Source organism: Bacillus sp. AFS018417 (assembly GCF_002560985.1).
In the GTDB taxonomy this organism is placed as follows: domain Bacteria; phylum Bacillota; class Bacilli; order Bacillales; family Bacillaceae_G; genus Bacillus_A; species Bacillus_A rhizoplanae.
In genome coordinates this window covers 35,997-62,764 of the sequence record NZ_NTTM01000053.1, presented here as the reverse complement: position 1 = coordinate 62,764, position 26,768 = coordinate 35,997, and the positions used below count along the sequence as shown (strand labels likewise).

The 26,768-nt window shown below is 37.2% G+C and carries 30 protein-coding genes, 1 riboswitch and 1 other annotated feature; of the genes, 9 read left to right on the top strand and 21 right to left on the bottom strand.

The window, feature by feature from the left end:
* Positions 1 to 54: 54 nt before the first annotated feature.
* The 3 genes from CN326_RS19650 to CN326_RS19640 form a co-directional block, all read right to left on the bottom strand.
* Positions 55 to 999: a LacI family DNA-binding transcriptional regulator gene (locus CN326_RS19650; RefSeq protein WP_098310659.1), complete on the bottom strand. Its 945-nt coding sequence runs from the start codon at positions 997 to 999 to the stop codon at positions 55 to 57.
* A gap of 114 nt (positions 1,000 to 1,113) precedes the next feature.
* On the bottom strand, positions 1,114 to 2,280 hold the full coding sequence (locus tag CN326_RS19645; RefSeq protein ID WP_098310658.1) for a cation:proton antiporter: 1,167 nt from the start codon (positions 2,278 to 2,280) through the stop codon (positions 1,114 to 1,116).
* A gap of 180 nt (positions 2,281 to 2,460) precedes the next feature.
* Positions 2,461 to 2,952 carry a GNAT family N-acetyltransferase gene (locus tag CN326_RS19640; RefSeq protein ID WP_098310657.1) on the bottom strand — a complete coding sequence of 164 codons (492 nt, stop codon included), beginning with the start codon at positions 2,950 to 2,952 and terminating at the stop codon, positions 2,461 to 2,463.
* A 78-nt stretch (positions 2,953 to 3,030) separates the two neighbouring features.
* Between CN326_RS19640 and CN326_RS19635 the strand changes: the two genes are divergently transcribed.
* Positions 3,031 to 3,954 (top strand): alpha/beta hydrolase, encoded by a 924-nt coding sequence (locus tag CN326_RS19635; RefSeq protein ID WP_098310656.1) that lies wholly within the window; start codon positions 3,031 to 3,033, stop codon positions 3,952 to 3,954.
* A 97-nt stretch (positions 3,955 to 4,051) separates the two neighbouring features.
* Here CN326_RS19635 and CN326_RS19630 read toward each other — a convergent pair whose 3' ends face one another.
* A complete protein-coding gene (locus CN326_RS19630; protein ID WP_176524698.1) occupies positions 4,052 to 4,510 on the bottom strand; it encodes a DUF4352 domain-containing protein in 459 nt (152 codons plus the stop codon).
* Between the two features lie 287 nt (positions 4,511 to 4,797).
* Positions 4,798 to 5,040 (bottom strand): DUF2552 family protein, encoded by a 243-nt coding sequence (locus CN326_RS19625; protein ID WP_098310654.1) that lies wholly within the window; start codon positions 5,038 to 5,040, stop codon positions 4,798 to 4,800.
* Between the two features lie 143 nt (positions 5,041 to 5,183).
* On the opposite strand from CN326_RS19625, the gene CN326_RS19620 reads away from it, so the two are divergent.
* Positions 5,184 to 5,387, top strand: a complete 204-nt coding sequence (locus tag CN326_RS19620; RefSeq protein ID WP_098310653.1) for a CDGSH iron-sulfur domain-containing protein — start codon at positions 5,184 to 5,186, stop codon at positions 5,385 to 5,387.
* 33 nt (positions 5,388 to 5,420) lie between these two features.
* Here the strand turns inward: CN326_RS19620 and crcB (CN326_RS19615) are convergent, their stop codons facing one another.
* The gene (gene crcB, locus CN326_RS19615) at positions 5,421 to 5,774 is read right to left on the bottom strand and encodes a fluoride efflux transporter CrcB (RefSeq protein ID WP_098310652.1); all 354 of its coding nucleotides are present in this window, start codon (positions 5,772 to 5,774) and stop codon (positions 5,421 to 5,423) included.
* Entirely contained in the window at positions 5,771 to 6,178 is a 408-nt protein-coding gene (crcB, locus tag CN326_RS19610) for a fluoride efflux transporter CrcB (protein ID WP_098310651.1), read from the bottom strand. Before crcB (CN326_RS19610) ends, crcB (CN326_RS19615) begins: the two co-directional genes overlap by 4 nt.
* Positions 6,179 to 6,344: 166 nt before the next feature.
* Positions 6,345 to 6,488: riboswitch (FMN riboswitch) on the top strand.
* A gap of 265 nt (positions 6,489 to 6,753) precedes the next feature.
* On the opposite strand from crcB (CN326_RS19610), the gene ribD reads away from it, so the two are divergent.
* The 4 genes from ribD to ribH are packed head-to-tail and all read left to right on the top strand — an operon-like array spanning position 6,754 to position 10,182.
* Positions 6,754 to 7,866: a bifunctional diaminohydroxyphosphoribosylaminopyrimidine deaminase/5-amino-6-(5-phosphoribosylamino)uracil reductase RibD gene (gene ribD, locus CN326_RS19605; RefSeq protein WP_098310650.1), complete on the top strand. Its 1,113-nt coding sequence runs from the start codon at positions 6,754 to 6,756 to the stop codon at positions 7,864 to 7,866.
* Positions 7,847 to 8,491, top strand: coding sequence for a riboflavin synthase (ribE, locus tag CN326_RS19600; RefSeq protein ID WP_098310649.1), 645 nt, complete (start codon positions 7,847 to 7,849; stop codon positions 8,489 to 8,491). The genes ribD and ribE overlap by 20 nt, the downstream gene beginning before the upstream one ends.
* A 13-nt stretch (positions 8,492 to 8,504) precedes the next feature.
* Entirely contained in the window at positions 8,505 to 9,698 is a 1,194-nt protein-coding gene (locus CN326_RS19595) for a bifunctional 3,4-dihydroxy-2-butanone-4-phosphate synthase/GTP cyclohydrolase II (protein WP_098310648.1), read from the top strand.
* Between the two features lie 22 nt (positions 9,699 to 9,720).
* Complete coding sequence (ribH, locus tag CN326_RS19590) at positions 9,721 to 10,182, top strand: 6,7-dimethyl-8-ribityllumazine synthase (RefSeq protein ID WP_098310647.1); 462 nt, start codon at positions 9,721 to 9,723, stop codon at positions 10,180 to 10,182.
* Between the two features lie 72 nt (positions 10,183 to 10,254).
* Here the strand turns inward: ribH and CN326_RS19585 are convergent, their stop codons facing one another.
* The 8 genes from CN326_RS19585 to CN326_RS19550 form a co-directional block, all read right to left on the bottom strand.
* Positions 10,255 to 10,536: a hypothetical protein gene (locus CN326_RS19585; RefSeq protein WP_098310646.1), complete on the bottom strand. Its 282-nt coding sequence runs from the start codon at positions 10,534 to 10,536 to the stop codon at positions 10,255 to 10,257.
* A gap of 269 nt (positions 10,537 to 10,805) precedes the next feature.
* A complete protein-coding gene (gene bioB, locus CN326_RS19580) occupies positions 10,806 to 11,804 on the bottom strand; it encodes a biotin synthase BioB (protein ID WP_098310645.1) in 999 nt (332 codons plus the stop codon).
* A complete protein-coding gene (gene bioC / locus CN326_RS19575) occupies positions 11,758 to 12,615 on the bottom strand; it encodes a malonyl-ACP O-methyltransferase BioC (protein ID WP_098310644.1) in 858 nt (285 codons plus the stop codon). Before bioC ends, bioB begins: the two co-directional genes overlap by 47 nt.
* On the bottom strand, positions 12,581 to 13,330 hold the full coding sequence (locus CN326_RS19570) for an alpha/beta fold hydrolase (protein WP_098310643.1): 750 nt from the start codon (positions 13,328 to 13,330) through the stop codon (positions 12,581 to 12,583). The genes bioC and CN326_RS19570 overlap by 35 nt, the downstream gene beginning before the upstream one ends.
* Positions 13,327 to 14,514, bottom strand: a complete 1,188-nt coding sequence (gene bioF / locus CN326_RS19565) for an 8-amino-7-oxononanoate synthase (RefSeq protein ID WP_098310642.1) — start codon at positions 14,512 to 14,514, stop codon at positions 13,327 to 13,329. Before bioF ends, CN326_RS19570 begins: the two co-directional genes overlap by 4 nt.
* A complete protein-coding gene (gene bioD, locus CN326_RS19560; protein ID WP_098310641.1) occupies positions 14,480 to 15,208 on the bottom strand; it encodes a dethiobiotin synthase in 729 nt (242 codons plus the stop codon). Before bioD ends, bioF begins: the two co-directional genes overlap by 35 nt.
* Positions 15,208 to 16,632 carry an adenosylmethionine--8-amino-7-oxononanoate transaminase gene (gene bioA / locus CN326_RS19555; protein ID WP_098310640.1) on the bottom strand — a complete coding sequence of 475 codons (1,425 nt, stop codon included), beginning with the start codon at positions 16,630 to 16,632 and terminating at the stop codon, positions 15,208 to 15,210. Before bioA ends, bioD begins: the two co-directional genes overlap by 1 nt.
* A 79-nt stretch (positions 16,633 to 16,711) precedes the next feature.
* Positions 16,712 to 17,104 (bottom strand): hypothetical protein, encoded by a 393-nt coding sequence (locus CN326_RS19550; protein ID WP_141525085.1) that lies wholly within the window; start codon positions 17,102 to 17,104, stop codon positions 16,712 to 16,714.
* 121 nt (positions 17,105 to 17,225) lie between these two features.
* Positions 17,226 to 17,447: a binding site (T-box leader), on the top strand.
* A gap of 243 nt (positions 17,448 to 17,690) precedes the next feature.
* On the opposite strand from CN326_RS19550, the gene nhaC reads away from it, so the two are divergent.
* Positions 17,691 to 19,067, top strand: a complete 1,377-nt coding sequence (nhaC, locus tag CN326_RS19540) for a Na+/H+ antiporter NhaC (protein ID WP_098310638.1) — start codon at positions 17,691 to 17,693, stop codon at positions 19,065 to 19,067.
* Positions 19,068 to 19,084: 17 nt separating this feature from the next.
* On the opposite strand, the gene CN326_RS19535 is transcribed toward nhaC, so the two are convergent.
* Positions 19,085 to 21,283, bottom strand: a complete 2,199-nt coding sequence (locus CN326_RS19535) for a bifunctional 2',3'-cyclic-nucleotide 2'-phosphodiesterase/3'-nucleotidase (RefSeq protein WP_098310637.1) — start codon at positions 21,281 to 21,283, stop codon at positions 19,085 to 19,087.
* A 305-nt stretch (positions 21,284 to 21,588) separates the two neighbouring features.
* Between CN326_RS19535 and CN326_RS19530 the strand changes: the two genes are divergently transcribed.
* Together CN326_RS19530 and CN326_RS19525 are read left to right on the top strand one after the other, a co-directional pair.
* Complete coding sequence (locus CN326_RS19530) at positions 21,589 to 22,368, top strand: GDSL-type esterase/lipase family protein (protein WP_098310636.1); 780 nt, start codon at positions 21,589 to 21,591, stop codon at positions 22,366 to 22,368.
* A 176-nt stretch (positions 22,369 to 22,544) separates the two neighbouring features.
* Positions 22,545 to 22,991 carry a MarR family winged helix-turn-helix transcriptional regulator gene (locus CN326_RS19525; protein ID WP_098310635.1) on the top strand — a complete coding sequence of 149 codons (447 nt, stop codon included), beginning with the start codon at positions 22,545 to 22,547 and terminating at the stop codon, positions 22,989 to 22,991.
* A 24-nt stretch (positions 22,992 to 23,015) separates the two neighbouring features.
* Here CN326_RS19525 and CN326_RS24735 read toward each other — a convergent pair whose 3' ends face one another.
* The 5 genes from CN326_RS24735 to argB all read right to left on the bottom strand — a co-directional run bounded on the left by CN326_RS24735 (position 23,016) and on the right by argB (position 26,763).
* Positions 23,016 to 23,171: a hypothetical protein gene (locus tag CN326_RS24735; protein ID WP_176524696.1), complete on the bottom strand. Its 156-nt coding sequence runs from the start codon at positions 23,169 to 23,171 to the stop codon at positions 23,016 to 23,018.
* Positions 23,172 to 23,225: 54 nt separating this feature from the next.
* Positions 23,226 to 23,777 carry a DUF2062 domain-containing protein gene (locus tag CN326_RS19520; RefSeq protein ID WP_098310634.1) on the bottom strand — a complete coding sequence of 184 codons (552 nt, stop codon included), beginning with the start codon at positions 23,775 to 23,777 and terminating at the stop codon, positions 23,226 to 23,228.
* A 104-nt stretch (positions 23,778 to 23,881) separates the two neighbouring features.
* A complete protein-coding gene (gene argF / locus CN326_RS19515) occupies positions 23,882 to 24,832 on the bottom strand; it encodes an ornithine carbamoyltransferase (protein ID WP_098310633.1) in 951 nt (316 codons plus the stop codon).
* A 13-nt stretch (positions 24,833 to 24,845) separates the two neighbouring features.
* The gene (locus tag CN326_RS19510; protein ID WP_098310632.1) at positions 24,846 to 26,000 is read right to left on the bottom strand and encodes an acetylornithine transaminase; all 1,155 of its coding nucleotides are present in this window, start codon (positions 25,998 to 26,000) and stop codon (positions 24,846 to 24,848) included.
* Complete coding sequence (gene argB / locus CN326_RS19505) at positions 25,969 to 26,763, bottom strand: acetylglutamate kinase (protein ID WP_098310631.1); 795 nt, start codon at positions 26,761 to 26,763, stop codon at positions 25,969 to 25,971. Before argB ends, CN326_RS19510 begins: the two co-directional genes overlap by 32 nt.
* Between the last annotated feature and the right edge of the window lie 5 nt (positions 26,764 to 26,768).

The window sequence follows — 26,768 nt, the reverse complement described above, 5'->3', positions numbered from 1 at the left end:
TACGGCCCTACGAGTAACAAAATAGAAAAAAAGGCGCGTGTTCTCACGCACCTTTTACTTTGTTGATTCTCTCTCAATTAGAACGAAATCCAAATCAGCTACCTCTTGGTTATATTCCACCTTTTTTATTTTTGCAATTAACTTATGAATAGCAAGTGCTCCTATACTTGTTATCGGCTGAGCAATTGTCGTTAAAGCTGGCGTAGACCACTCCCCTTGTACAATTCCATTTAAACCAATAACTTGTAAATGTTTTGGAATGGAGATATAAAGCTTTTGTGCAGCACGAATAAAGCCAATCCCTACAATATCGCTACAAGTAATGATACCATCTATGTATGGATATTTTTGTAATACCTCCACAGCTATTTGTTCTGAATCTATCTCTTCCCTATACGTTTCTATAACTCGGTAAGATATCTTCTTCTCCCAAACCGCGTCTAAAAAACCAGTGAAATATTCTTCCATCGCTTCATTATTTGTATCTTCATGAATATAGGCAAGAAACTGACATCCTTTCTCTTCTAGAACAGAAACAGCTTGTATCGCCGCATTATAATAATGTAAAGAAAACCCCTCAACCGAATCTACAATTACAAACGGAACTGATACTATTTCTTTTTGCAAGCTTTCATATACATCACGTGTCATAATAACACCTGCAATATTATTTTGTTCCAATACATCCATGTAACCACGCTTATGTTTCATATTGCATATAATAATTTGATATCCTTCTTTGTAAGCTTCTTCTTCAATAACTGTAAGTAATGGTAAGGATGCCGGGTCTTGTAAGTCAGGTACAAGCAGAGCAATCATCGTAGAAGATTTTTTAAATAGCGCCTTGGCCACCGCATTTGGTCTATATTGCAACTCTTCAATTGCTTTCTTCACTTGTTTTACCGTATCTTCATGTACATACCCTTTTTCATTTAATACTCGTGAAACTGTTGCGACTGAAACTCCTGCCAACTTTGCAACATCGCGTATCGTTGCCACATCTTCACCCCTTAACATGGAAATAGTTTACAACCTCACCGTAAAACAAAATAAAGCCTACGTCAAGGTTATTGTTATATATTTCTGAAAATTGTTACATAAAAAAAGAAGTGCTTACATTGCACTTCTTTCCTCTTTCAATTGCTTGTCTTTTATCGCAAATGTTTTCTTTAACATCGGCGGTGTAATCATCGTTGTCAAAATAACAACAATAACAATCGCTGTAAAGTAATCTTGCGCTAATAATCCTGAAGCCAAACCTTGTCCTGCAATAATCAAGGCTACTTCGCCACGTGAAACCATTCCAGATCCAATGATTGTAGAAGACTGTAAATCAAAACCTGTCATACGTGCTCCAAGACCGCAACCAATCAATTTCGTTAACACAGCAATTACTGTTAAAATGGCAATAAACCAAACTTTATCTCCAAGTCCTGCAAACGTAATATTCATCCCAATACTTACAAAGAAAATAGGAACAAACATTGCATAGGCAATTGGTTCAACTTTCTTCTCAACTTCATGTTTATAATCTGTTTGGGAGATAGCAATCCCTGCCGCAAACGCTCCGATAATTCCCGCTATTCCTAGTAATTCTCCAAAATAAGCGAAGGAGAAACAAATAATAAGGGCTGCGCTAATAATAGATTCTGACACACGAAGCGGAGAAAGCCAGCGCATAATCATTGGAACACCTTTCCATCCGATTAGGATAATTGCTGCAAAGAAGACAACCTTTTTCAAAATAATCATTGTTAGATTCACATCACCTGCACCTAAGAAACTCATGGCAAAAGCAAGCAAAATAACAACAAGGATATCATCAAACACAGCTGCGCCAAGCATTGTTGTACTTTCGCGCGTTTTCATTTTCCCTAAATCCCGAAGCGTTTGCACAGAGATACTAACGCTAGTTGCACAAAGAAGTAAGCCTAAAAAAACTGCATTTGCTTGCTCCATTCCCATAATCAGACCGGCAACATAGCCACCTAGAAACGGCATAATAATTCCACCCACTGCTACTGCTAAAGAAGAATTGCGATTTTCATTTAGTTCCTTTAAATCCGTTTCTAAACCAGCCATAAACATGAGGAGAATAACCCCGACTTCACTTAATTGCTTCAGTAAATCTGTATTATCAATTAATCCCAATACTGCTGGACCAATCACAATACCAACAATAAGTTTTCCAAGTACAGACGGTTGCCCTAGCCTGACACTTAAGTCACCCGCAAGCTTTGTACTTAGCAAAATTACTGCTAATTGAAAGAAAAATATCATCTCATCTCTCCTTTTCTCATCCTAATCATTAGAATCATTATAATTATATATGATGTATACTAGTCTGTGAAATTATCAAATTAGCACATTCATGTAATTATCACATTCATTTTCTCCTAATAAATTCCTATAATAAAAAAACTTCCTATTTATAAAATAAGAGCATATATTTTAGCTTATCTAACTTTTAATTTGACATATTTTTTTTTCAAACTCAATTTCATGTAAGATTGGAATTCCCTCATAGCCAATAATCGGAATTTCTCGTTTCAACTTACGAGCTTCTTGTACAGCATCTATGTATAGATTTGTCATAGTAAATCCTCGTTTCTGGTAAAATCGCATCGCATTTACATTATCATTTGTCGTGATAAGCCAAATTTTTTCACAAAATTGTTTCTTTGCCGCATCTATTACACACTCTACAAGCTGTGTACCAATCCCTCTTTTTTCTTTGAAACTATCAAGTGATACAATTTCACAATTTTTATCAATGATATAATATGTGATAATTCCTATTATTTCGTTATTTTCCACTACAAGAAACCCTGGTAATCGATCTAATTGATGGATATGTCCTCTTGAAACCATTACAGTACTGCCCCAATTTTCTTGCATAAATTGACCAATTTCTTCTCGCATCTCTGCTGTTATATTTTGAATTCTCATCATACTCACTTCTCTCACCTTTACAGATTGTTATGATACAATATAATTGTATCATATGTATTGTAGCTTGGAGGATGGAGTATGAAAGCGTTTTGGACAGCATTACTAACGATATTGGGTACTCTTATTGGGATTGGCATTTTCTTCACAAATGCAGTCATGTATTTAAAGAAAAAAACAGAAGAAGAAATTTTAGAACGTGAAACAAAACAGCATTTTCGCTTGGAGGATTTTGAAGCTCTACAGAAAGAAGAAGTATACCTCTCTTCGCAATTTGGTTATAACATTCATGGCTACTATATTCCTGTTAACAATTCAAATAAGTTCATGATTTTTTGCCACGGCGTCACCGTCAATAAAATGAATTCTATAAAGTATGCAAATTTATTTTTAAACAGAGGATTCAACGTGTTTATTTATGATCATCGCCGCCACGGCCAAACAGGAGGCAAAACAACAAGTTACGGCTATTACGAGAAACACGATTTAAAGACGGTAGTGGATTGGCTCAAACAACGATTCGGTTCAAATATTACACTTGGTATTCATGGTGAATCCATGGGAGCAGCAACATTATTACAATATGCAGGTATGGTCGAGGACGGTGCTGACTTTTACATTGCCGACTGTCCATTCTCTGATTTTTACGAACAGCTTCATTACCGTTTAAAGGCTGAGTTTCATCTACCAAAATGGCCTCTTTTACCACTCGCTAATGCATTTTTAAAAGTGCGCGATGGTTATACAATTCAGGAAGTTTCTCCTATTGATTGTGTGAAAAACATTAAAAATCCTGTATTGTTCATCCACAGTAAAGACGATGAATACATTTTATGTAAAATGACACAAGCATTGCATGAAGCAAAAGAAGGCGCAAAAGAACTCTTTATTGCAGAAAAAGGCGCTCACGCTTGTTCTTATGCAGAAAATAAAGAAGAATATGAATCGGCAATTGATCAATTTTTAACAACATACGTAAACGAAACAAAAAACAGGCTTGCATAAGCCTGTTTTTTCCTGCTCCTTTTGGACAGTAAGAACCCGATTGATGAGAGCTTTCCATCAGTGGAGGAAAAAAACTCCCACTGATGGAAATTTCACTTTATTTTAACGAAAGAACAATCGGTTCATCTTTAGCAAAATCAGGAGCAAACAACAATTCAGATTCCATCTCTTCTTTAGGCATTTCAAATATAATGCTCGTTTGCAATGAATCGTATGATTTTAGCCTTCTATCATGCAATATACTTGGATTCCTTTTCGTTTGAACGACCCCGTATATTTTTCCAGTCGTTGAAATAACATTAAACTGAGCAGGTTTAACAACAATACTTTTGTTTCTATTGTTTTTTAAAGAAAAGTTTATAACAAGAAGCGTGTGGTTTTGTTTCGCAGTCCACACATCATAATGCGCTACACGGCTTATATTTTTAATATCAAATTCGATTTGATCGGCGGATAAAACCCCTTTGACACTTGATTTATTAACATGTTCCTCTCTATTACATCCGGCAATACAAAAACATATGATGATACTTATTATGCTCAATCGTTTCCGCAACAACTTCCACCTTCTTTTGCTGTTTCTATCGATTGTATGATGTACACATTGTACGTTTTTATACATATGGAATAAAGTGAAGCTTCCATCAGGCTTTATCCCCCACCTATCTTCTTCGCTCTTCTTTGAATCTTGAGGTGAAGGTATTACTGCCCGTTAATGCGGGATAAAACCTGTAAAATTATACAAAAAAGGCTAATTCATCCCTTAATGAATTAGCCTTTTTCCTATTTCAACCAACAACAGAAGTCTTATTATATCAAGTACCTACTAATAGCAAGATTATGTTACGCCAATACGTCTGTAACTTGATCCATATTTTCAGAAATCCATTTTACCGCTTCATCAAGCGATGGGAATTCTGTTGTTTGAAATGTTACTTCATCTTGTAATAACCATACATCCTTCACTTCTTGCTGCACACCAGCAATCGACCAATGAAGTAAGCTGTATGGATGATTATTGTTTAAAAATGATACCCACGTTCGCTCTTTTGCAATGTTTTGTAATGTACGTAATTGTTTGTTCATGTTTATGTTCACCTTAATATTTTTTCAGTATATCACTTATTATATCATTTCTATTTTCTCACAAAAAGCATTGTTTCTAAACATTGTCAAGTAATTCTAGTAAGTATATGATAGACATAAGCGTTTGGTAAGGAGGTGTAACAATGGAAAAAGTACAAATTAAAGTAAATAATAATGGTTCGTTCCGTATTACAGGGGATGTGGAACTAATCGATGCTGAAGGGAATGTATTTCCAGCTAAACCGGCATTTTCTCTATGCCGTTGTGGATTATCCCAGAATATGCCGTATTGCGATGGTTCACATAAAGGAAAATTTGAATCTGTTGTACGTGCACCGAAAGAATAAAAAACACGCGCACAAGAAAATGTGCGCGTATTTTTACATGTTCCCAATATAAAATCCAACAAAAGCACTGCCAATACCTATTGCATAACTCATAACAAAATATAGTAATGCCTTTTTCCCTTCTCGTGTATGTATAAGTTGTACCATTTCTAGCTGATATGTTGAAAACGTCGTAAATGCTCCCATAAATCCTGTACCACATAACAATATCCACATTTTAGCTACTTCAGCACCATTTAACATACCAAGTAAAAATGAGCCGATTATATTTATAAAAAATGTTCCATATGGAAAAGCATTTCCGTACTTTTCTTTCGCTACAGTACTAATAAAAAAACGTGTAATTGCACCGAAAAAGCCCCCGATACTGACAAGTAGAATACTCATATGTTTCCTTCTTCCCTCAACCTGCGTTCATACAGCATATTCCCAGCATAAAATCCACTAAAAGCTAAAAGTAATCCCCCTATCATACTTGCGCCCACATATAAAAATGCCATTGTGAATGCTTCATGCTGTAGTAGCTTCAGTGTTTCTACACTAAACGTTGAAAATGTTGTAAACGCACCAATTATTCCTGTACCAACAGCACTTATCATAAGCGGTGAAACTTGTTTCATCCGAAAAATAGACATCGTTAAAAATGCTAATAAAAAGCTACCACTCATATTGGCTAACCATGTTGCTAATGGAAAACCAGCAGAAGATGTTGGTTCAAGCAATTGGCCTACTCCATAGCGAGCCAAAGCTCCAATAATACCGCCTATTCCTACAGCAATATATTTTTTCATACTCTCACCTCGTTTTAAACACGATATAAAACCTTTTCTACACTAGTATAGCAAATTAATCCCGCCGCTGATGCAGCTTTAGCTCCTCTTTTATTTTCATGTAATTCTTCACATTCAAATATTTTTTATAGCCTTTTTTCTTTTTTGTGCTATAATGTGAGCAAACAGCATCCTTCGGGGTCGGGTGAAATTCCCAACCGGCGGTGATGAAGTTCACACTTCTAAGTCCGTGACCCGTTTTCAAGTTGAAAACGGTGGATCTAGTGAGAATCTAGAACCGACAGTATAGTCTGGATGGGAGAAGGATATGTTTTCTAGTACGTATAATAGGATACAACGTTTATTTCAGCATGTGCATTTGTATTGTTTATTTTTAAACATACACTTGTTTTCTTTCGTATACCATTTGGTTCTCTGCTGAAATAACGGGATAACACTAGCATGTGAAAAAATCGATATTTGCTAGGTTTCTTAAGCATACTCTCGTATCCTTCTTATATTTCTAGAAACATCGTCTCTCTCACCCCAAGGATTATGTCCTTGGGGTTTTTTGATTTTTTAAGAGAGGTGAGTTTATGACAGATCAAGAATATATGGCACTTGCTTTGCAATTAGCAAAAAATACAGCTGGTCAAACAAGTCCTAATCCAATGGTCGGTGCTGTTGTTGTAAAAGATGGAAATATCATTGGAGTAGGAGCTCATTTACGAGCAGGAACTGAACACGCTGAAGTTCACGCTCTACACATGACGGGTGAAAATGCCCATGGTGCAACAGTATATGTAACGTTAGAACCATGCAGTCATCATGGAAGAACCCCCCCTTGCTGTGATTTACTTATAAAAAAGAACGTAAGCCGAGTAGTCATTGCAGTGCTCGATAGTAATCCGCTTGTTTCAGGTCAAGGTGTCAAGCGTTTACAAGAGGCTGGAATTGACGTAACAATTGGTGTACTCGAAAAGGAAGCAAAAGAATTAAATCGTTACTTTTTTCACTACATGAAAACAAAGCGTCCATTTGTAACCTTAAAAACAGCAATGAGTCTAGATGGAAAAATCGCTACTCGTACAGGAGAAAGTAAATGGATTACAGGTGAAGCATCGCGGGCTGATGTACATCGTTATCGTCATACACACGATGCCATTCTCGTTGGTGTAAATACAATAATTGCTGATAATCCGCATTTAACAACGCGCCTTGTAAATGGCGGGAAAAATCCGATTCGCATCGTACTTGATACGCATTTACGAACTCCACTTTCATCCCATGTGATTACAGATGGAGAGGTGCCAACATGGATTGTTGTTGGAAATAGCGTTTCAAAAGAAAAAATTGCAAAATTTCAATCTGATATGGTATCCGTATTGCAAATGAAGACAAGTAACATTGAAATAAGCGGAATGCTTGATCTTCTTGGAGAAAAAAATATTCTTTCTCTCTTTGTCGAAGGCGGACAAACTATTCATGCGAGTTTCTTAGAAGCGAAATGCTTTCAGGAACTGATTACGTATATTAGTCCAAAACTAATTGGTGGTAAAGATGCTCCAACATGGTTTGGCGGAAATGGTTTCACAAAACTGCAAGATGCACTTACCTTGCACATTCAATCGATGGAACAAATCGGCGATGACATAAAAGTCGTTGCTACACCAAGAAAAGAGGTGCCTTATGTTCACAGGAATTGTTGAGGAGCTTGGAACAATTGCTAACATGCAGCAAACCGGCGAAGCAATGCAACTTACAATTTCCGCACAAACTATTTTGTCGGATGTAAACTTAGGCGACAGCATTGCTGTAAACGGGATATGTTTAACTGTCACTTCTTTTACAACACACTCTTTTACCGTTGATGTTATGCCGGAGACGATGCGAGCAACTTCGCTGCAAACTCTTAGCCGCGGTGCAGAGGTAAATTTAGAGCGCGCTATGAGTGCAAATGGTCGCTTTGGTGGACATTTCGTTACAGGACATATTGACGGTATTGGAACAATTGTTAATAAAAAACGAAGCTATAATGCCGTATATTACAAAATACAATTACCCAATGAACTACTTCGTTATTGTTTACAAAAAGGATCCGTTGCCATCGATGGTACGAGTCTTACGATTTTTGGTGTTGATGACTCATCCATTACAATCTCTCTCATTCCACATACGTTAAGTCAGTCAGTAATCGGAAAGAAAACTGCCGGCGATATCGTGAATATTGAATGCGATATGATTGGAAAATATATTGAACGTTTTATTACGCAGGCAGCACCTAAAAAAAGCTCGCTTACAGAAAGCTTTTTACAAGACAACGGATTCCTATAAGGGAGGAAATGAAATGTTTCATCGTATTGAAGAAGCGCTAGAAGATTTAAAGCAAGGAAAAGTTGTCATCGTATGTGATGATGAAAATAGAGAAAACGAAGGGGATTTTATTGCCTTAGGTGAGTACATTACACCGGAAACAATCAATTTCATGATTACACACGGGCGCGGTCTTGTATGTGTTCCGATTACAGAAGACTATGCCGATCGTTTGGAACTAAAGCCAATGGTTTCAAATAATACAGATTCTCACGGCACTGCCTTTACAGTTAGCATCGATCACATTTCAACAACAACCGGTATTAGTGCTCATGAACGTGCGACAACTGTACAGGAGCTACTAAACCCTAAAGCTAAAGCAAGTGATTTTAAGCGCCCTGGACATATTTTTCCTTTAATCGCAAAAGCAGGTGGTGTTCTCCGCCGCGCTGGGCACACAGAGGCTGCTGTAGATTTAGCAAAATTATGCGGTGCAGAACCAGCAGGCGTTATTTGTGAAATTATAAATGAAGATGGTACGATGGCACGAGTTCCTGATTTATTAGAGATTGCAAAGCAATTTAATCTTAAAATGATTACAATCGAAGACTTAATTGCATATCGCCGTCATCATGAAACACTTGTACAGCGCGAAGTCGAAATTACTTTACCAACGGATTTTGGTACATTCCAAGCAATTGGCTACTCCAATTCTCTTGACGATAAAGAACATATCGCTCTTATAAAAGGGGATGTTTCCACAGGTAAGCCAACGCTTGTACGCGTCCATTCTGAATGTTTAACTGGCGATGTATTTGGATCTTGCCGCTGCGACTGTGGTCCGCAGCTTCATGCAGCCCTTACTCAAATTGAACAAGAAGGAAAAGGGGTTCTTCTATACATGCGTCAAGAAGGACGCGGCATTGGACTGCTTAATAAATTACGCGCATATAAGCTGCAAGAAGAAGGTTACGATACTGTAGAAGCAAATGAAAAGCTTGGCTTTGCAGCTGATCTTCGCGACTATGGTATTGGCGCACAAATTTTAAAAGATTTAGGATTACAGCAACTTCGCCTCTTAACAAATAACCCACGTAAAATCGCGGGCTTACAAGGTTATGATCTAGAAGTTGTCGAACGCGTACCATTGCAAATGCCGGCAAAAGAAGAAAATAAGGCATATTTACAAACGAAATCAACAAAATTAGGTCATTTATTAAATTTATAATAGATTAAGGGAGAGATACATTATGGTATTCGAAGGTCATTTAGTTGGTACAGGATTAAAAGTAGGTATTGTCGTTGGTCGTTTTAACGAATTTATTACAAGCAAGTTATTAGGCGGTGCATTAGACGGTTTAAAGCGTCACGGAGTAGAAGAAAGTAACATTGATGTCGCTTGGGTTCCTGGTGCATTTGAAATTCCATTAATCGCGAAGAAAATGGCAAACAGCGGAAAATACGATGCAGTTATTACACTTGGAACAGTAATCCGCGGTGCAACAACGCATTATGATTATGTTTGTAATGAAGTTGCAAAAGGTGTGGCTTCGCTTTCATTACAAACAGAAATCCCAGTTATCTTCGGCGTATTAACAACAGAAACAATTGAACAAGCAATTGAACGTGCTGGTACAAAAGCTGGAAATAAAGGCTGGGAATCTGCTGTTGCAGCCATTGAAATGGCAAACCTATCCCGCCAATGGGCATAAAGTGAAACTTCCTTTTGTGAGGTGCTTTTCCTCACAAAAGGTTAGTTGAACCAATCGGGCTCTTATGGCCGGTTAGATTTCGAGCAAACAACCAAAAGAGGCTTCGGCCTCTTTTTGCTTTCTCATTTTTTCTTTTCTCTGTTCCTCTTGCGCAATATGAAGCTCTCTGCCCACTTCTTTTAAATCTTTTCCTTCTGTTTCAATTCCAAAATACTCAGCTTGATGCCGAAAATGCTGCTCAATTCTCGCTTGCATATCTTTCTGTTCAGGATTTTCAATTGCTTTCACTGGGTCTGCACTAATTGCTTTTAACAAAATAAGAAAGCTCATAATTGCTAATATATATTTATGCATACAAATCTCTCCAAACCGTTGTTGATATCTCTCTTACTATGTACAATTGCGGAGCGGGAAATTCGGCTGCATATCATGTTCATCGCCTTACAAGTTGAATGGCCACAAGGGTTATATACGTTTTATTACATTTTATTTACAAAAAAGAAAGCTCCTATATCAAGAGCTTTCTTCCCTAATCTTTATTGATTTCTCACAACTAAAATCCATGTAACTTTATCCCGCTATTCGCGGACAGTAAGACCCCCACTGATGAAAGTTTCACTTTATTACAACGCACATTCCTCAATTTCAAACCCTAAATCTTCAATCATTCCCCAGTCTGCTGTTGGCTCTTGGCCATCTGTCGTTAAATAATCACCAACAAAGATTGAGTTTGCAGCAAATAAACCAAGTGGTTGAACAGAGCGTAAATTAATTTCACGTCCACCAGAAATCCGAATTTCTTTTGACGGATTCACAAAGCGCATCATTGCTAATACTTTTAAGCACTCTACTGGTGTTAATTCTTTTTGCCCTTCTAACGGTGTTCCATTTACAGCAACAAGGAAATTACATGGGATAGAATCCGCATCTATGCGTTTCAATTCAAATGCAATTTCTACACGTTGCTCCTTCGTTTCTCCCATTCCGAAAATAGCACCCGAACATGGTGATATACCCGCATGCTTCGCTTTTTCAACTGTATCAACACGATCGTCGTACGTATGAGTTGAGCAAATACTCTCATAATTATCTACATGCGTATTTAAATTATGATTGTAACGATGCACACCAGCTTCTGCAAGACGCTGCGCTTGATCTTCATTTAAAAATCCTAAACAACAGCAAATCTTCAAATCAGTCGTATCACGGATTTCTTTTACCGCTCCAATGACATGTTCTACTTCTTTATTAGTTGGACGGCGGCCGGAAGCAACAATACAATATGTACCTGCCTTGCGTCGAATCGCTTCATGTGCACCTTCTACAATCTTCTCTTGCGTTAACCAAGCATACTTATCAATGGGAGCCTCTGATACGATTGATTGGGAACAATACCCACAATCCTCCGGGCATAGACCAGATTTCGTATTAATAATCATATTTAGTTTTACTTTTTTTCCAAAATAATGATTACGAATCACGTATGCAGCATTCATAATCTCTAAAATTTCTGTATCATCTGCTTGTAGAATATTGAATGCTTCTTCTTTCGTTACAGCTCTTCCTTGCACGACCTCAGATGCGATTTGCTTCCAATTTGTTTTCGTTTGTACATGTTTCATTTATTCTCTTCCCCTCTTTTTTCATATAAGAAAATAAAGCATGATATGTTGCTGCAATTCTTCCATCTTCCATAAAATCTTGTTCATATATGCGAAGCATATTACGAAAGATAGAAGGACTTTGGCAATAGGATCCTTCATTACTGTTCGTAGCCCCAACTTTACGAATAGATTGTAAAAATTCACGAACTGTAGCAAAAGTTTCTATGTAACATGTTTCAGCAACATGTATATCCCCTGTTATTCTTTTACATAATTCTTGCAACTGTAGTCCTGTTAAAAAAATTTGACCAACAGTTGTTGTATCCTCTATTGCACTCGCTATTTTTGCAAGTTGAAATGACGTATGCAGCTCATGAAACGTTTTATATCCAAATGTTGAAAATAGTAGCACACCATCTTCACGTAAATTTTTATATAAATTCGTTAATACAGCTGATAAATCATTTAACCATTGAAACGTTGCATTAGATATCATCACATCATATTGTTCATAAAGTTTAATATGTTCAATGTCTTCACATCGAAATGTAACAGACTCCACATTACACTGTGTTTTTGCTTTCGCAATCATACCTTCTGCAAAATCAACAGCTGTAATTGTCGCATTTGGAAAAGATGTCGCTAGCTTCTCTGTTACATAACCTGTGCCGCATCCAAGCTCTAAAATACGAATTTGCGCCGTTACATCGTAATTTTCTTTCATATAAGCAAGCAGCTTGTCTGCCATCTTTTTTTGTACATTTGCATATTGATCATAGGATACAGCAGCTTGATTAAATCGTTTTTGTAATAACGTCTTGTTGATCATTTTGTTGTATCCCCCTTACAAACTGTAAAATTTCTTTAGCACATCGTTCTGCATGTGTAAAACAAAGTGCATGTCCAGCTTCCTCTATAATCGTTAGCGATGCATTTGTTTTTTCGCGTATATACTGCGCCGCAGAAGGAGGACAAATGGCATCAGCTTTTCCATGAAGAAGTAATAACGGAACATCTATTTGCTGCAGCTGTTCTCTGGCATCTGTTTTTATTAAGTAATCAAGTCCACATTGCAAAGAGTCAATCGAATCACCTTGAAACTCCTCAGCTATTTTTAGAAATGCCTGCTCCTCTCCCATTTCCTGCTCCGTCTTTGAAAACATGCTTACATAAAATTTTTTCAACGTAGCATCTTTTTGTTTGAGAAGACTTCGTTTCAGTCTTTCGACAAAAGACCCTTTCCATCCATGTACATAATCAGAGTCCATTGTAAATTTCGCTGTTCCTCCTAATAAAACGATCCCTTTCGTTTGCAATGAATTATAAACTTGAAGGGTTGCCAATGCACCAAGTGACCAGCCAATTAAAATCACTTCTTTATCTTTAGCTACCTCTATGATTCGTCGTTCAAAATCCTGTTGCTCTTCAACATTCCGCCAATGAACAACGTGTACTGGAAAATCATGTACATATGGAAGAAACGACTCCCAAATTTGTTCCTCCATGCCCCATCCAGGAATAAGCACAAGGCTAAATTGCTTCATGAAATCACCCCTTCCTCCTTTCCAATTTGTACAATCTGCTGGGCTGCCCACTGTAAATCATCATTCGCATGCTGTGCTGTTACAGCAAACCGAATGCGTGAACTATGCTGTGGAACAGTAGGGGGACGAATGGCAATTGCCGCTATTCCTGCCTCTTGCAATTTCATACTAAAACGAAGCACTGCTTCATTAGAACCCACAATAACAGGAACAATATGCGTGGTGCTTTCTCCAATCTGAAAACCAGCTTCTTGCAGAGTGGTGCGGAAATATTGGCCATTTTCTATTAACCTTTGACGATACACTTCATTTTTGCTTACAATTTCAATTGCTTCCCCGATTGCTCCAAGCATTCCTGGAGGTAAAGCAGTTGTAAAAATTAAACTGCGCATAGTATTGATCATATAATCAATACAAACAGCTCGTCCGGTAATGTAAGCACCATAACAACCTAGCGCTTTACTAAACGTACCCATATGAATATCTACACACTTTGCCAATTCTGGATGCTTATGAGCAAGGCCTGCTCCATTCTTGCCGTAAACTCCGCCAGCATGCGCCTCATCAACCATAAGAAGCGCTCCGTACTTTTCTTTCAGCATTACTAAATCCTCTAGATGAGCCCTATCTCCATCCATGCTAAAAATAGTATCTGTGACGATCAGCTTTCGTTTTTCTGCTGGAGCAGATTTCAGCAATCTCTCTAAATGTTCCATATCATTATGACGATAGCGCTTATGCTCTGCACCGCTTAATACGATGCCATCTACGATACTTGCATGATTGAGCTTATCGCTAAACACAATGTCATGCCGGCCTACAAGTGAAGAAATCGCTCCAACATTTGCTGTGTAGCCGCTATTCACAATTAGTGCTTTTTCAGTTTCTTTCCATGCGCATATACGTTGTTCAATTTCTTCATATAACGGATAGTTACCTACAACCAAACGGGATGCTGTTGCTCCTGTCCCATACCTTTTTGTTGCTTCCATTGCAGCTTCTTTTAACCGTCCATCTCCAGCTAATCCTAAGTAATTATTTGAGGCTAGATTTAGCAGCCTCTTTCCATTTCGAACGAGCCACGTTTTTTCTGCATGTTCCGTCACGAATAATGTTCGGTGCTGTGATGTTTCTGTAAGACTCGTTAATTTAGACTGAAAATGTGCTTCCCACGCTGGATTCATGACGCAAAAACTCCTCTAATTTTGAGATAGCAATGCTCTCTTCTGCTGCTTGTAATAGTTCATTTCGTGTAAATCCTTCACGAAGCGCTGGTAATAATCCAATAACCGGTACGTCACTTAACTCTTCAATCATTTTTTTATTTTCTAGCACTCTCTCTTTTTCATATTGTTGGCACCCAGAAAAAATGACACCTGCGACTGATAGTCCTTGTGCTTTTGCATAAGAAATAGTTAAAACAGTATGATTCACTGTACCAAGTGTTGGACGTGCTACAATAAGTAACGGTAATTGTAACTGTTTCGCAAAATCGACAACGAGAGCATCTTCTGTGTAAGGAACTACAAGCCCACCAGCCCCTTCCACAAACAAAGAATCAAATTGTTTTGATAATTCTTTGTAATGCTTTGTAATATCTGATAATAGTACTTGTCTTCCTGCTCGTTTCATAGCTAAACGCGGTGCAAGCGGTTCTTCAACTGAATAAGGACAAATCTCTTCGCATGATGTCATCACACTTGCCGCTGCTTTCAAGCGGGCAGCATCACCTTCTGGATGAGAGGAAAGATGACCGCTTTGCAGTGGTTTATACACACCGATATTATGACCGCGCTGACGAAGTACACCTGCTAATGCACCTGTTACAACCGTTTTGCCTACTTCAGTATCAGTTGCTGTCACAAAGAAACCTCTCATCAGTATCCCTCCGTTACTTCTTGAATTGCTTGATGTAAAATCGTAATCATATCATCAAGTTCTTCTATTGTAGAAGCGAGCGGCGGCATAAATACAACAACATTTCCTAATGGACGAAGAATCATACCTAAATCACGTGCTCTTCTACAAACCTTCACACCCATTTGTTCCCGCCAAGAATACCCTTCTTTCGTTTCTTTGTTTTCTACGAGCTCAAGACCAATCATAAAACCACGCTGACGAATATCTCCCACATGTTTAAATTCATGAAAAACTTCTAACCGTTTTGCAATATATTCCGCTTTATGAGCAACAGCTTCTATAAGGTTTGTAGTTTCAAATAATTTCAAATTCGCAAGTGCTACTGCACAACCTAGTGGATTCCCTGTATAACTATGACCATGGAAAAATGTTTTTTGCTCCTCATAGTCACCTAAAAAAGCATTATAAATTTCATCGGTTGTTACTGTAATTGCAACTGGTAAATATCCTCCTGTTAACCCTTTTCCAGCCGTTAAAATATCCGGAGTAACGCCCTCATGTTCACATGCAAACATTTTACCTGTTCTGCCAAATCCTGTGGCTACTTCATCTGTAATAAGAAGAACATTGTAAGCTGTACAAAGTTCTCGCAATCCTTTTAAATAGCCCTCTGGCATTGTAATAATGCCGCTCGCTCCTTGCACAAGAGGCTCTACAATAACAGCTGCTACTTCTTCGTGATTTTGTCGCAACATCTCTTCCATTTCTTCTAAATGTTTTTTCACAATAACTTGGTGATTTTCCCCATAAGGAGAACGATATGTATACGGATATGGTACTTTTAACGTATCAAATAGAAGCGTACTATACACTTGGTGAAACATATCAATAGCTCCAACAGATACCGCTCCAATTGTGTCACCATGATACGCTTCTTTCATCGTAATAAACCTTTTCTTTTCAGGTTTTCCTTTATGCTGCCAATATTGAAATGCCATTTTAATTGCAATCTCAACCGATGTGGCACCGGAGTCAGAATAAAAAACTTTCTTCAGTCCATTTGGTACAATTTCAATAATTTTTTCGGCCAACAAAATACTTGGCACATTCGCAATACCTAGCAATGTAGAGTGCGCTATTTTATTTAGTTGCTCACGAATAGCATCATCCAGCTCTTGTACATGGTGGCCGTGAACATTAAGCCAAATGGATGATACACCGTCCCAATATCCTTTTCCATTCACATCGTATAATTTTCTTCCTTCTCCTCTTTCAATAATGACTGGATCATCCTCCAAGAAATCTTTCATTTGGGTAAATGGATGCCACACATAGTCTTTATTTTTTTGAGCTAGTTCCTCATATGTAAAAGTTTGATCAGTACTTCTTACAGTCACGATTGTCACCTCTAATGTTAACTTATTTTTATTTAAGGTTAACATTATAAAACAAACACTGTCAATTCTTTTTCAATGCAATAATATTCTTAAAAAAGAACGACTTATCCTATGATAAGTCGTCCTATTTACCGTGCTGAATTTTACCAATCTCCTGAATCAATTGTTCATCTGTTTTGCCTTCTATTTCAATTCCCAGCTCTTTTGCATGCTCTCGAAGAAGCTCTTGTCGCTTTTCATAACGCACTGCATCTATTTCTTTTTGGATCTGTTCTTTTGTTTTTCCTTCTGTAGAAACTCCTAATTTATTGGCTGTTTTCTGTATTTTCTCTTCTTCACCTACGTTCTTTTCTTCTTTATTTTGTTGTACCGTTTCTTGTGGTTTTTCAGCACTTGTCTTTATTAAATTAGGAGATGCCGCAAACGCTGTATAAACTCCAGCACCGCCGACGACTGTGAACACCATAGAAACAATTATAATTTTCATCTTCATGTTTTCCCCTCCTTTCTTGTTCATTATAACGTACATTATTGATATTTTTTTCATAATTTTCTTTACATTATTCCTATCGTATAAATTCAAAAATAACTATTGACATCCTTCTCTTTTTTATGATAAAAATTTACTAACACGATATGAATCGGCAATGATAGGATTTAGTAGTATTTCGTTTCATGCTTTCAGAGAGCTGATGGTTGGTGCGAATCAGTACAGAACGGAGTATGAATTACCCCCTTAAGCTTCTTTTACGAAACAGTTGGAGTAGTGAAAGACGGTTACAGACCGTTATTTCTGCAAAGTGGTGAAATGTTTTTTGTTTCACAATTTAGGGTGGTACCGCGATATTTTCGTCCCTGCATATACTGCAGGGGCGTTTTTTATTTTGATTAATCGGTGTATACCTTTAATTGTCATACGTACATTTCACAAGCTAGGGTGGTACCGCGATCATTTTCGTCCCTGCATATATTGCAGGGGCGTTTTTTATTTTTAAAAAAGGAGAGAAGTAGTATGCGATTTTCAACGGCCGGGGGAATTATTCGATATTGGCGTATTTTTTCAAATCATAGTAAAACATAACATCTAGGGAGGATTTATTATCATGATTTCAAAACGAGCATCTATTATACTAACAGCTCTTATCTTTTTCTGTATCGGTTTTAGCGTCATTCAATTACAAGTTATGCCTCATATTCCTATTTTATTTGGGATTGTCATATTATTAGCGTTTGGATTCGCAAAAAAAATTCCATGGTCTGTTATGGAAACAGGAATGAGAAATGGAATTTCAGCTGGTCTGCCATCTATTTTTATCTTTTTACTTGTCGGTGTATTAATTAGCGTTTGGATTGCTGCAGGGACAATTCCAACATTAATGGTGTACGGTTTTCAAATTGTTTCACCGAAAATCTTCTTACCAACAGTCTTTATCGTATGCTCTATTATCGGCACTAGTATTGGCAGTGCCTTTACAACAGCTGCTACAGTTGGAATTGCTTTCATGGGAATGGGAGGTGCTCTTGGCTACGACGCTGCTTTAGTTGCTGGTGCTGTTATTTCCGGATCCTTCTTTGGAGACAAAATGTCACCTCTTTCTGATACAACAAACTTAGCACCTGCTGTCTCTAAAGTTGACATGTTTGACCATATTCGAAATATGCTTTGGACGACTGTACCGGCATTTATTATTTCACTCGTTATTTTCTTCATTCTTGGGAAAGGAACTTCTGGAAAACTTCAGTTTGGATCTTTCACAGAAACATTACAAGAACATACAACAATTTCTGTAATTACTTTACTGCCAGTTCTTGTGCTATTTGTATTAGCTGTAAAAAAAGTACCAGCAGTTCCAACTTTACTTGCTGGTATTATCTCAGGCATTATCATTCTATTTATTTTTACTCCAAATACATCTCTTACAAATTTAATTAATATTATGCAAAACGGATATGTATCGCATACAGGTGTAAAAGATATTGATAGTTTATTAACACGCGGTGGATTACAAAGTATGTTAATGTCTGTTGCCCTTATTTTCCTTTCTCTTGGCATGGGAGGATTGCTACAAGAAATGGGAATTATTAAGCAACTTATGGCAGCAATTTCAAGCTTTGTCAAAACGAGCGGACGTTTAATCTTCTCTACAGCAATTACTGCAATCGGTGTTAACTTTTTACTTGGCGAACAATACTTATCAATCATCTTACCAGGTCAAGCATTTGCAGAAAAATACGATGAGATGGGATTAAAACGCCGCAATCTATCACGTGTATTAGAAGATGCAGGTACAGTTATTAATCCACTTGTACCATGGGGAGTTAGTGGTGTGTTTCTCACAAGTGTCCTAAACGTACCAACGGTGAGCTACCTTCCATACACAGTTTTCTGCTTACTTTGCCCAATTATCACTTTACTCGTGGGATTCACAGGCTTTGGCCTTTCATGGGATAAAGAACATAAAGAAAAGTCCGCTGCATAGCAGTGGACTTTTCTTTATTATTTATTTAATTTCTTTCTTCTAAATAGCACTAGCGCACCTGCACCAATACATGCAAGTCCTGCTGCTAATGTCGTAAACACATTCGCCCCTGTTTTCGGCAAGCTATTATCTGTTTGCGGTTGATCTTGAACCGAATCTGCAGTTGTCGGCGTCTCTTCCCCGTTATTATTATCTTCTGGTGTTTTCGGTTGATCTCCACCGTTATTATTATCAGGTGGCGTCGTTGGTTGATTAGTCTCGTTATCTCCACCAGTTGATTCATTCTTTTTCGTTAAATCAATCGCATATTTCGCAAATTCATTTTCTGATGGACCAACATAAGAAATATTCCCGTCTTTTTCTATATATTTTTGGGCGTTCTGTGAAGAATCAAATGTTATATTCAATTTCTCACCAGCAATTGGTTTAAACGTCCAGTTTTTATCTGCTGTCGGGTTAATTGTTTTCATTTGTTTCATATATTCTACAATAATTTGACGCGTTTCATCAGGAGATTGCAAAATCACTTCTCCTTTACTTACACCTGGGAATGTTTGACTGCTACCACGGTAATTATTCGTTGCTACAACAAACTCTTGATTGTCAGTTACCGGTTTTCCATCATACATTAAGTTCACAATACGATTTGCAGCTTCATTTACAACTTTTCCATCTTTGTCAAACTTAGCTGGCTGTGTTACATCAATTTCATATTTAACTCCATCTAACACATCGAAGTTATATGTTGGGTAATTTATATTCACTAATTTTTGCTCATCTGTTTTACTTGAATCAATTTGGTTAAATTGACCAGCAGACATCTCCAACCAATCTTTCAACTGAGCGCCATTTATTTTCACTGCATATAATGTATTTGGATATACGTATAAATCCGAAACGTTTTTAATTGCAAGCGTTCCAGCTGGAATATCTGTATAATATGTAGATCCGTTACGTCCACCCGCTTTAAACGGTGCACCTGCTGATAAAATTGGCAAACCTTCAAATTTTGTGCCCTTCATCTTCTGCTCTGTATACCACTTTTGCGCATTCGTTACAATTTGAACAGATGGATCATCTTGTACAAGCGCAAAATAGCTGTTAATTGGTGCTGTCGTTTCACCAACTGGTGTATTTACATATTTAATTGTCGCTTCATGATCATCCTTTATTGCTGCTACTAAAGATGGATCCGATTCTACTAAAGCATTTCCCTTACTGTCTGCAATTGGACGAACAGAAGGTTTAGATTTATCTTTTTGTACTTCCCATTCTCCATTAACTTGTTTCAATTCCATATCAATAATTCCTAAGTTACTTCCAAATGCACCAGGCATTACAACCGGAACGCCATTAAATGTATCGGTTACAACCGCATGGGAATGTCCTGTTAATACCGCATCGACACCATCAATATTCGTTAAATAAAAAGAAGCATTCTCCATTCCAATATTGTATCCACTCTTATCAATGCCAGAGTGCGCCAATGCAACAATAATATCTGCACCTTCTGCCTTCATTTGAGGTACTAATTTCTTCGCTGTTTCTACAATATCTTTCGCTTTTACTTTTCCTTCTAAATTCGCTTTATCCCAGCTCATAATTTGCGGTGGAACAAAGCCCATTACGCCAATTTTCACTTTATGTTTCTGACCAGATTCATCTTCTACTTCTTTTTCAAATATATGATACGGTTTGAAGTAATTTTGATCATTTTCTTCATTACTATCTTTATCATCCTTATATACATTAGAGTTAATCACAGGGAACTCTGTTTTGCTAATCGCTTTGTTTAAGAAGTCTAAACCATAGTTAAACTCGTGGTTTCCAAGTGAAATAACGTTATACTTCATCATATTCATTAAACGATATAATGGATGCACATAATTTCCATCTAACCCTTTTACTTTTGCTACATAATCGCCAAGCGGTGTTCCTTGCAGCGCGTCCCCATCATCAAATAAAACAGAGTTTTTCGACTCTTCTCTCGCTTGATTAACAAGAGTCGCTGTTTGAACTAATCCTACTTTATTATCTGTTTTTGTTTGATAATAATCATAATTCATTAAGTTCACATGAATATCAGATGTTTCTAATATTCTTAGTTTTACAGTACTTCCCTCTTCCTCTGCATGTACAGGTGTAGGCCATATTTGCGGAGCAATAACTCCTAATACAAGCGCAGCACCAGCCAACATTTTTGTTGATTTTTTCACAAAAAAATCCCCCTTATAAAATAATCCCCTGCGACAAAGTAGAATATTAGGTGTGTATCCCTTCACACAATCAGATTCTTAAAGAAGTTAGTTGTCTTACCTCATTTGAGAACATAATAATAAATCTACCCGTCTGATATTTATCATAACGAACAGTAATTTATATCGTCAACGAATTTTGACAGACTTCCACAAATTTTCTGTAAAAATAATGTAAAAGTTTTTTGAAGTCATAACATAATGCCTACTCCATTACTTCTCCTAATGAATATGGTACAATAACCATCTATAAGGAGGGTATAACGATGAAAAAAATCATTTTATCTGCACTTTGTCTCCTCCTTCTTATCATTATATTTTTGGATTATGAAAAGAATCATGAGACAAATGTTCAAAAGGAATCTCCAACAGCAACTGCTCCGCATTGGATTGATTCACAAACAGATGCAACACTACATCATCTTGTCTTAGGTGATTCTCTTGCAAAAGGCTACGGGTCTACACAAGGTGGCTATACACAAATTGCTTCTCAGGAATTAGAAGAGCAATTGCACAAACAAATTACTGTCGATAACCTTGCTGTAAACGGCTTAACAACAGATGGTTTACTTCAAATGGTACAAACAGAAGAAGTAAAACAAAAAATAAAAGATGCCCACATTATTACAATTAGTATTGGTGGGAATAACATTTTACACATAAACAAAAATGTCGGTATTACGGAAGGAATGAAATTATTAAATGAAGAGCAAGATCGTTTTGAACGCGATTTACAAAACATCGTAAAGACCATTCGTATGTCTAATCCGAATGCACTCATCATTTTATCTGAGCTCTATAACCCATTAAAACTCGAAGATCCTATTGCTTCTTACGCAAATGTTTTCTTAGATAGCTGGAACAAAACAATATATTCGATTTCAAAAGAAAATCAACCTTCACTCGTATTACCGATTCGTAAATTATTACCAACTGATCAAAAAGACTTACTATACGACCAAGTTCATCCGAATGATAAAGGATATGAAAAAATTGCAGAATCCTTTGTACAGCAAGTGTTATCATATAAAGTGAAACTTCCGTAAGTAGGCGATTTTCCTACTTACGGTTAGTTGAACCAATCGGGCCGTTACAGACGGGCTTCCATCTTGTACCACTCACACATACCGCTTGTTTGGGCGGAATCAATATAAAAGCAAATAATTCTATTTTTATACATCGTGATTTTTTGTTACAATAAGAATAGAAGGGGGCCTGTTATATGGAGTCACGTGAGTGGGAGCGTATCGTTGATCATCTTCTTTCGTTAGTGCCTCTTTTTTATCGCAAGTTTATGCTTCCTGGAGAGTTCTCTTCTCGTCGACATATGCCACCATCACATACACAGGTGTTATTGTTATTGCATGAACGGGATACATTAGCAGTTTCAGAAATCGGAAAACGTCTAGCTATTTCGAGACCGAATATGACACCATTGCTAAACAAACTCATTCAAGAAGAACTTGTAGAGCGCCATTATAGCGAAAAAGATCGGCGTGTTATTTTAATGTCTCTTACAGCTGAAGGGAAATTATTGGTAAACCAATACAAACAATTCCTTTTAGAAAAACTGAAAGAAAATTTACAAACGTTATCAGCAAGCGACCGGGAACAACTTACCCATTCGCTACAAACAATTCAAAACTTAATTATGAAAGCAAATATATAAAGCTGCTTCTAAACGGAGGCAGCTTTATGCTTCATAATAATTTCCATAATATACATTGGAATACGGCCAAGTAGTTAAATACGGTTTCGTTTCTTGTGATGGTTGCATCTGTCTTACATATGGGACAGGATAATATACAATATGCGGATAGTACCTAGGAGCATAATAAGAAAAAAACATCAAATTTCCCCCTTTTTAGAAGCATATTCAAAAAGGAAATTTGATGTGCATTCATTATATTTGTGTAATGGGTCTTTTTATTTGTTTCTTTCTTCTTGTCAATCTCAGTTTGCGGTTTTTCTCGTATAAATAGTACATAACAAAATAGGCAATTATGCCGAATACAATTCCTATGATTGTCATTCCGATTATTACATACACTTCGTTTTGTAACAGGTTTTTTAACATCGTTAGCCCATTACTTGAAAAAAAGTCTTTTATTGTATAGTGGTGATACGGCATTGTTTTTACTTCAAATGGATAAATAAGTTTTCCAAGTGCATGTGCGAACGGAATTAGAATAACAGGTAAAAATGATGCTTTTCCAATAAGATTACCGATAATAGCTGCAGGAAACGAACCGTTCAATAATCGAACGAGTGGATAAAAAATAAGATATATGAGAGAAGCTGTATGAATAACTAGCATTTCTATTCCAAAACCAACAGCAAATCCTCTTGATACAATTTTCGCACCCTCTGGTGCACGCAATAATTTATAATAATTTAATTTCATTCCTCGCCAAATACGCTGAAAGAATGAATACGTTTTCTTATTTACTCGCATCTGAATCATCTCTCTTATATTTTTCTGTTATTTACTATTATAAAGTATACAAAGAGAAAATGCGAAATCTCAATAAGACATTTTAAATAAAAAACAACCTTCCATTATGAAGAAGGTTGTTTTTCTTGTAATAAACTGACTAATAATGCCTTTTGTACATGCAAACGATTGCCGGCTTGCTGAAATACAATTGATTGTGGCCCATCAATAATTGCTGCGGTTACTTCTTCTTCACGATGAGCAGGCAAACAATGTAAGAAACGATAAGTTGATTTTGCATACTGAGTGAGCTGCCCGTTTACTTGATATGGCTGAAATAATTCATATTTCTCCTTACTATTTTCTTGGCCCATGCTCATCCAAACGTCTGTATAAATAAAATCTGCTTCTTTAACAGCTTCTTTTGGATTATGCGTAACTTCAATTTTAGCTCCTGTTCCCTTTGCAATTTCTATTGCACGTTTTACAATCTCTTCATCCGCTTCATATCCTGGAGGCGTTGCAACTGTAATATTCATTCCCACTTTTGCACTTGCAAGCAGCAATGAATGACAAACATTATTTCCATCTCCAACGTAAGCAAGTTTGATATCTTGGAATGTATTCACTTCTTCATAAATCGTCATTAAATCTGCCAGCGCTTGACATGGATGGTGATCATCTGTTAATCCATTAATAATTGGAATTGTCGCTTCTTTTGCTAATTCTTCTACTTCCGCATGTGAAAATGTTCGTATCATAATTCCGTCAATATATTGTGACAGCACTTTGGCCGTATCTGCAATGCTTTCTCCTCTACCGAGCTGCAATTCTTTACCGCTTAAAAACATACCGTGTCCTCCAAGCTGAATCATACCAGCTTCAAATGATACACGTGTACGAGTAGAATGCTTATCAAAGATTAATCCTAAAATTTTACCATTTAATAAGGGCAATGTTTTTTCTTTTTTTACATACATCGCAAACTCAATAATTGCAATGATTTCTTCTTTCGTTAATTCTTCTAATGTTAAAATATCCTTTGTTTGAAGTTTAGGTACAGACATTGTTTTCATATGAATTCCTCCTCTATTTAATCAATACTTGTTTGCATACACGATTTATCATATGTACTGCTTCATCGATTTCTTCTTTCGTTACGATAAGTGGCGGTAATATACGCAGCACATTTGACCCGGCTTGCAAAACAAGAAGCCCTTCTTCCTCTAACGCCGTTATCATAGGACTAACTTCTCCTTTACAAACAACCCCAATCATAAGTCCTTTCCCGCGAATATCAATAATCCAATTCATATCCTGTAATTCTTCTTGTAATTTTCGTAAAAAATATGCTCCCTTTTCTTGTACTTCTTGCAAAAAAGAAGGTTGTGAAATAATTTGTAATACTTCTTTTGCAGCTGTCATCGCGATAAAATTCCCGCCAAACGTCGAACCATGTGTCCCAGGGGAAAAAACAGATCCTAATTCCTTTTTCCCAAGCATCGCTCCAACTGGAATACCATTTCCAAGCGCTTTTGCAACTGTGACAATATCAGGGGAAATCCCCATTTGTTCGTATGCAAATAACGTCCCTGTTCTTCCAATTCCGGTCTGCACTTCATCTACGATAAAAAGTGCATCGTGTGCATGACACAACTTCTCGATTTCACGTAAAAATGTGATATCTGCAGGAAGAACGCCACCTTCTCCCTGCACAACTTCCACCATAACAGCTGCGACTTCTTCATTCATCGCTTCTTGAAACGCAGCAATATCATTAAAAGGAAGATGCAGAAAACTCGGGAGGAGCGGGCCGAATCCATCATGGATTTTAGATTGCCCTGTTGCACTCATTGTTCCAAACGTTCGTCCGTGAAACGATTGTTTACACGTAATCACGACTGATTTCCCTGTATGCTTACGCGCTAACTTCAGCGCTGCTTCATTCGCTTCGGCTCCGCTATTACAAAAAAATGCATAGTCTAATCCTCGATCTTTCGTTAATAGCGCAGCGACTTCTTCTTGCACTGTATGGGGAAATAAATTTGAAATATGCCATATTGTCTTTAACTGTTCTTCCACAGCATTTACCACCGCTGGATGACAATGTCCTAAATTGCATACCGCAATTCCAGAAGTGAAATCTAAATATTGCTTTCCTTGTTTATCTGTAACCTTTGTGCCGCTGCCTTTCACAATTTCAATGTTTCGTCTACTGTATGTTGGAAAAACATGCTGTCCCATTATAGATCCCCCCTTTTTTTATTGTTGTACCAATCCACTCTCCTTTATTTGTCAGAAAACGTTGTGTACCGTTTACAATTACAACATCCTTTACACCTAGTTCTAGTGACTTCAGTGCTGCTTTCACTTTCGGAATCATTCCACCAGTAATAATTCCATTGTCTATAAGATCTAGAAGCTGCTTTTCCTCTGCTTGCTCAAGGAGCTCCTCCTTATATATGACACCATCTACATCTGTAATAAAAATTAAATTTTTCGCATTCATCGCTGTCGCAATTGCTGCTGCCGCTGTATCTGCATTGACGTTGTATACCTGTCCAGCCATGACTCCAACTGGTGCAACAACAGGAATAAACTGATTTACTAACAAATGTTCTAGTAACATCGTTTGAACATATTGCACTTCACCGACAAAGCCAAACTTCTCTTCTAACGGAACAACTTGCAATAACTTCCCATCACAGCCGGATAATCCAATTGCTCCAAGTTCTTGTTCATTTAACTTTGAAACAAATGTCTTATTTGTACTACCGCATAAAACCATCTGCACAACTTCCATTACCTCTGCTGTTGTTACACGCAGTCCATCTTTCTTTTCAATTGGGATACTTAATTTATTAAGCATCGCATCAATTTCAGGCCCACCGCCATGAACAACAATCACGTCATATATTTGTGCCATTTGTTTCATACATTGAAAAAATGTTTCACCTAAACGAGCTAACATACTACCGCCACACTTTATTACAATACGCTCTCTCATTTCTT

Coding starts and splice junctions, on each gene's coding strand:
- nhaC (WP_098310638.1), top strand. CDS start 17,691: ATGATTTCAAAACGAGCATCTATTATACTAACAGCTCTTATCTTTTTC.
- CN326_RS19620 (WP_098310653.1), top strand. CDS start 5,184: ATGGAAAAAGTACAAATTAAAGTAAATAATAATGGTTCGTTCCGTATT.
- ribE (WP_098310649.1), top strand. CDS start 7,847: ATGTTCACAGGAATTGTTGAGGAGCTTGGAACAATTGCTAACATGCAG.
- CN326_RS24735 (WP_176524696.1), bottom strand. CDS start 23,171: ATGTTTTTTTCTTATTATGCTCCTAGGTACTATCCGCATATTGTATAT.
- bioC (WP_098310644.1), bottom strand. CDS start 12,615: ATGATCAACAAGACGTTATTACAAAAACGATTTAATCAAGCTGCTGTA.
- argF (WP_098310633.1), bottom strand. CDS start 24,832: ATGAAAACAATGTCTGTACCTAAACTTCAAACAAAGGATATTTTAACA.
- CN326_RS19525 (WP_098310635.1), top strand. CDS start 22,545: ATGGAGTCACGTGAGTGGGAGCGTATCGTTGATCATCTTCTTTCGTTA.
- CN326_RS19550 (WP_141525085.1), bottom strand. CDS start 17,104: ATGAACAAGAAAGGAGGGGAAAACATGAAGATGAAAATTATAATTGTT.
- crcB (WP_098310652.1), bottom strand. CDS start 5,774: ATGAGTATTCTACTTGTCAGTATCGGGGGCTTTTTCGGTGCAATTACA.
- CN326_RS19520 (WP_098310634.1), bottom strand. CDS start 23,777: ATGCGAGTAAATAAGAAAACGTATTCATTCTTTCAGCGTATTTGGCGA.
- CN326_RS19640 (WP_098310657.1), bottom strand. CDS start 2,952: ATGATGAGAATTCAAAATATAACAGCAGAGATGCGAGAAGAAATTGGT.
- ribH (WP_098310647.1), top strand. CDS start 9,721: ATGGTATTCGAAGGTCATTTAGTTGGTACAGGATTAAAAGTAGGTATT.
- bioB (WP_098310645.1), bottom strand. CDS start 11,804: ATGAAACATGTACAAACGAAAACAAATTGGAAGCAAATCGCATCTGAG.
- CN326_RS19595 (WP_098310648.1), top strand. CDS start 8,505: ATGTTTCATCGTATTGAAGAAGCGCTAGAAGATTTAAAGCAAGGAAAA.
- CN326_RS19570 (WP_098310643.1), bottom strand. CDS start 13,330: ATGAAGCAATTTAGCCTTGTGCTTATTCCTGGATGGGGCATGGAGGAA.
- bioD (WP_098310641.1), bottom strand. CDS start 15,208: ATGAGAGGTTTCTTTGTGACAGCAACTGATACTGAAGTAGGCAAAACG.
- ribD (WP_098310650.1), top strand. CDS start 6,754: ATGACAGATCAAGAATATATGGCACTTGCTTTGCAATTAGCAAAAAAT.
- CN326_RS19530 (WP_098310636.1), top strand. CDS start 21,589: ATGAAAAAAATCATTTTATCTGCACTTTGTCTCCTCCTTCTTATCATT.
- CN326_RS19510 (WP_098310632.1), bottom strand. CDS start 26,000: ATGGGACAGCATGTTTTTCCAACATACAGTAGACGAAACATTGAAATT.
- CN326_RS19585 (WP_098310646.1), bottom strand. CDS start 10,536: ATGCATAAATATATATTAGCAATTATGAGCTTTCTTATTTTGTTAAAA.
- CN326_RS19625 (WP_098310654.1), bottom strand. CDS start 5,040: ATGAACAAACAATTACGTACATTACAAAACATTGCAAAAGAGCGAACG.
- argB (WP_098310631.1), bottom strand. CDS start 26,763: ATGAGAGAGCGTATTGTAATAAAGTGTGGCGGTAGTATGTTAGCTCGT.
- bioF (WP_098310642.1), bottom strand. CDS start 14,514: ATGAATCCAGCGTGGGAAGCACATTTTCAGTCTAAATTAACGAGTCTT.
- CN326_RS19645 (WP_098310658.1), bottom strand. CDS start 2,280: ATGATATTTTTCTTTCAATTAGCAGTAATTTTGCTAAGTACAAAGCTT.
- CN326_RS19635 (WP_098310656.1), top strand. CDS start 3,031: ATGAAAGCGTTTTGGACAGCATTACTAACGATATTGGGTACTCTTATT.
- crcB (WP_098310651.1), bottom strand. CDS start 6,178: ATGAAAAAATATATTGCTGTAGGAATAGGCGGTATTATTGGAGCTTTG.
- bioA (WP_098310640.1), bottom strand. CDS start 16,632: ATGTTAACCTTAAATAAAAATAAGTTAACATTAGAGGTGACAATCGTG.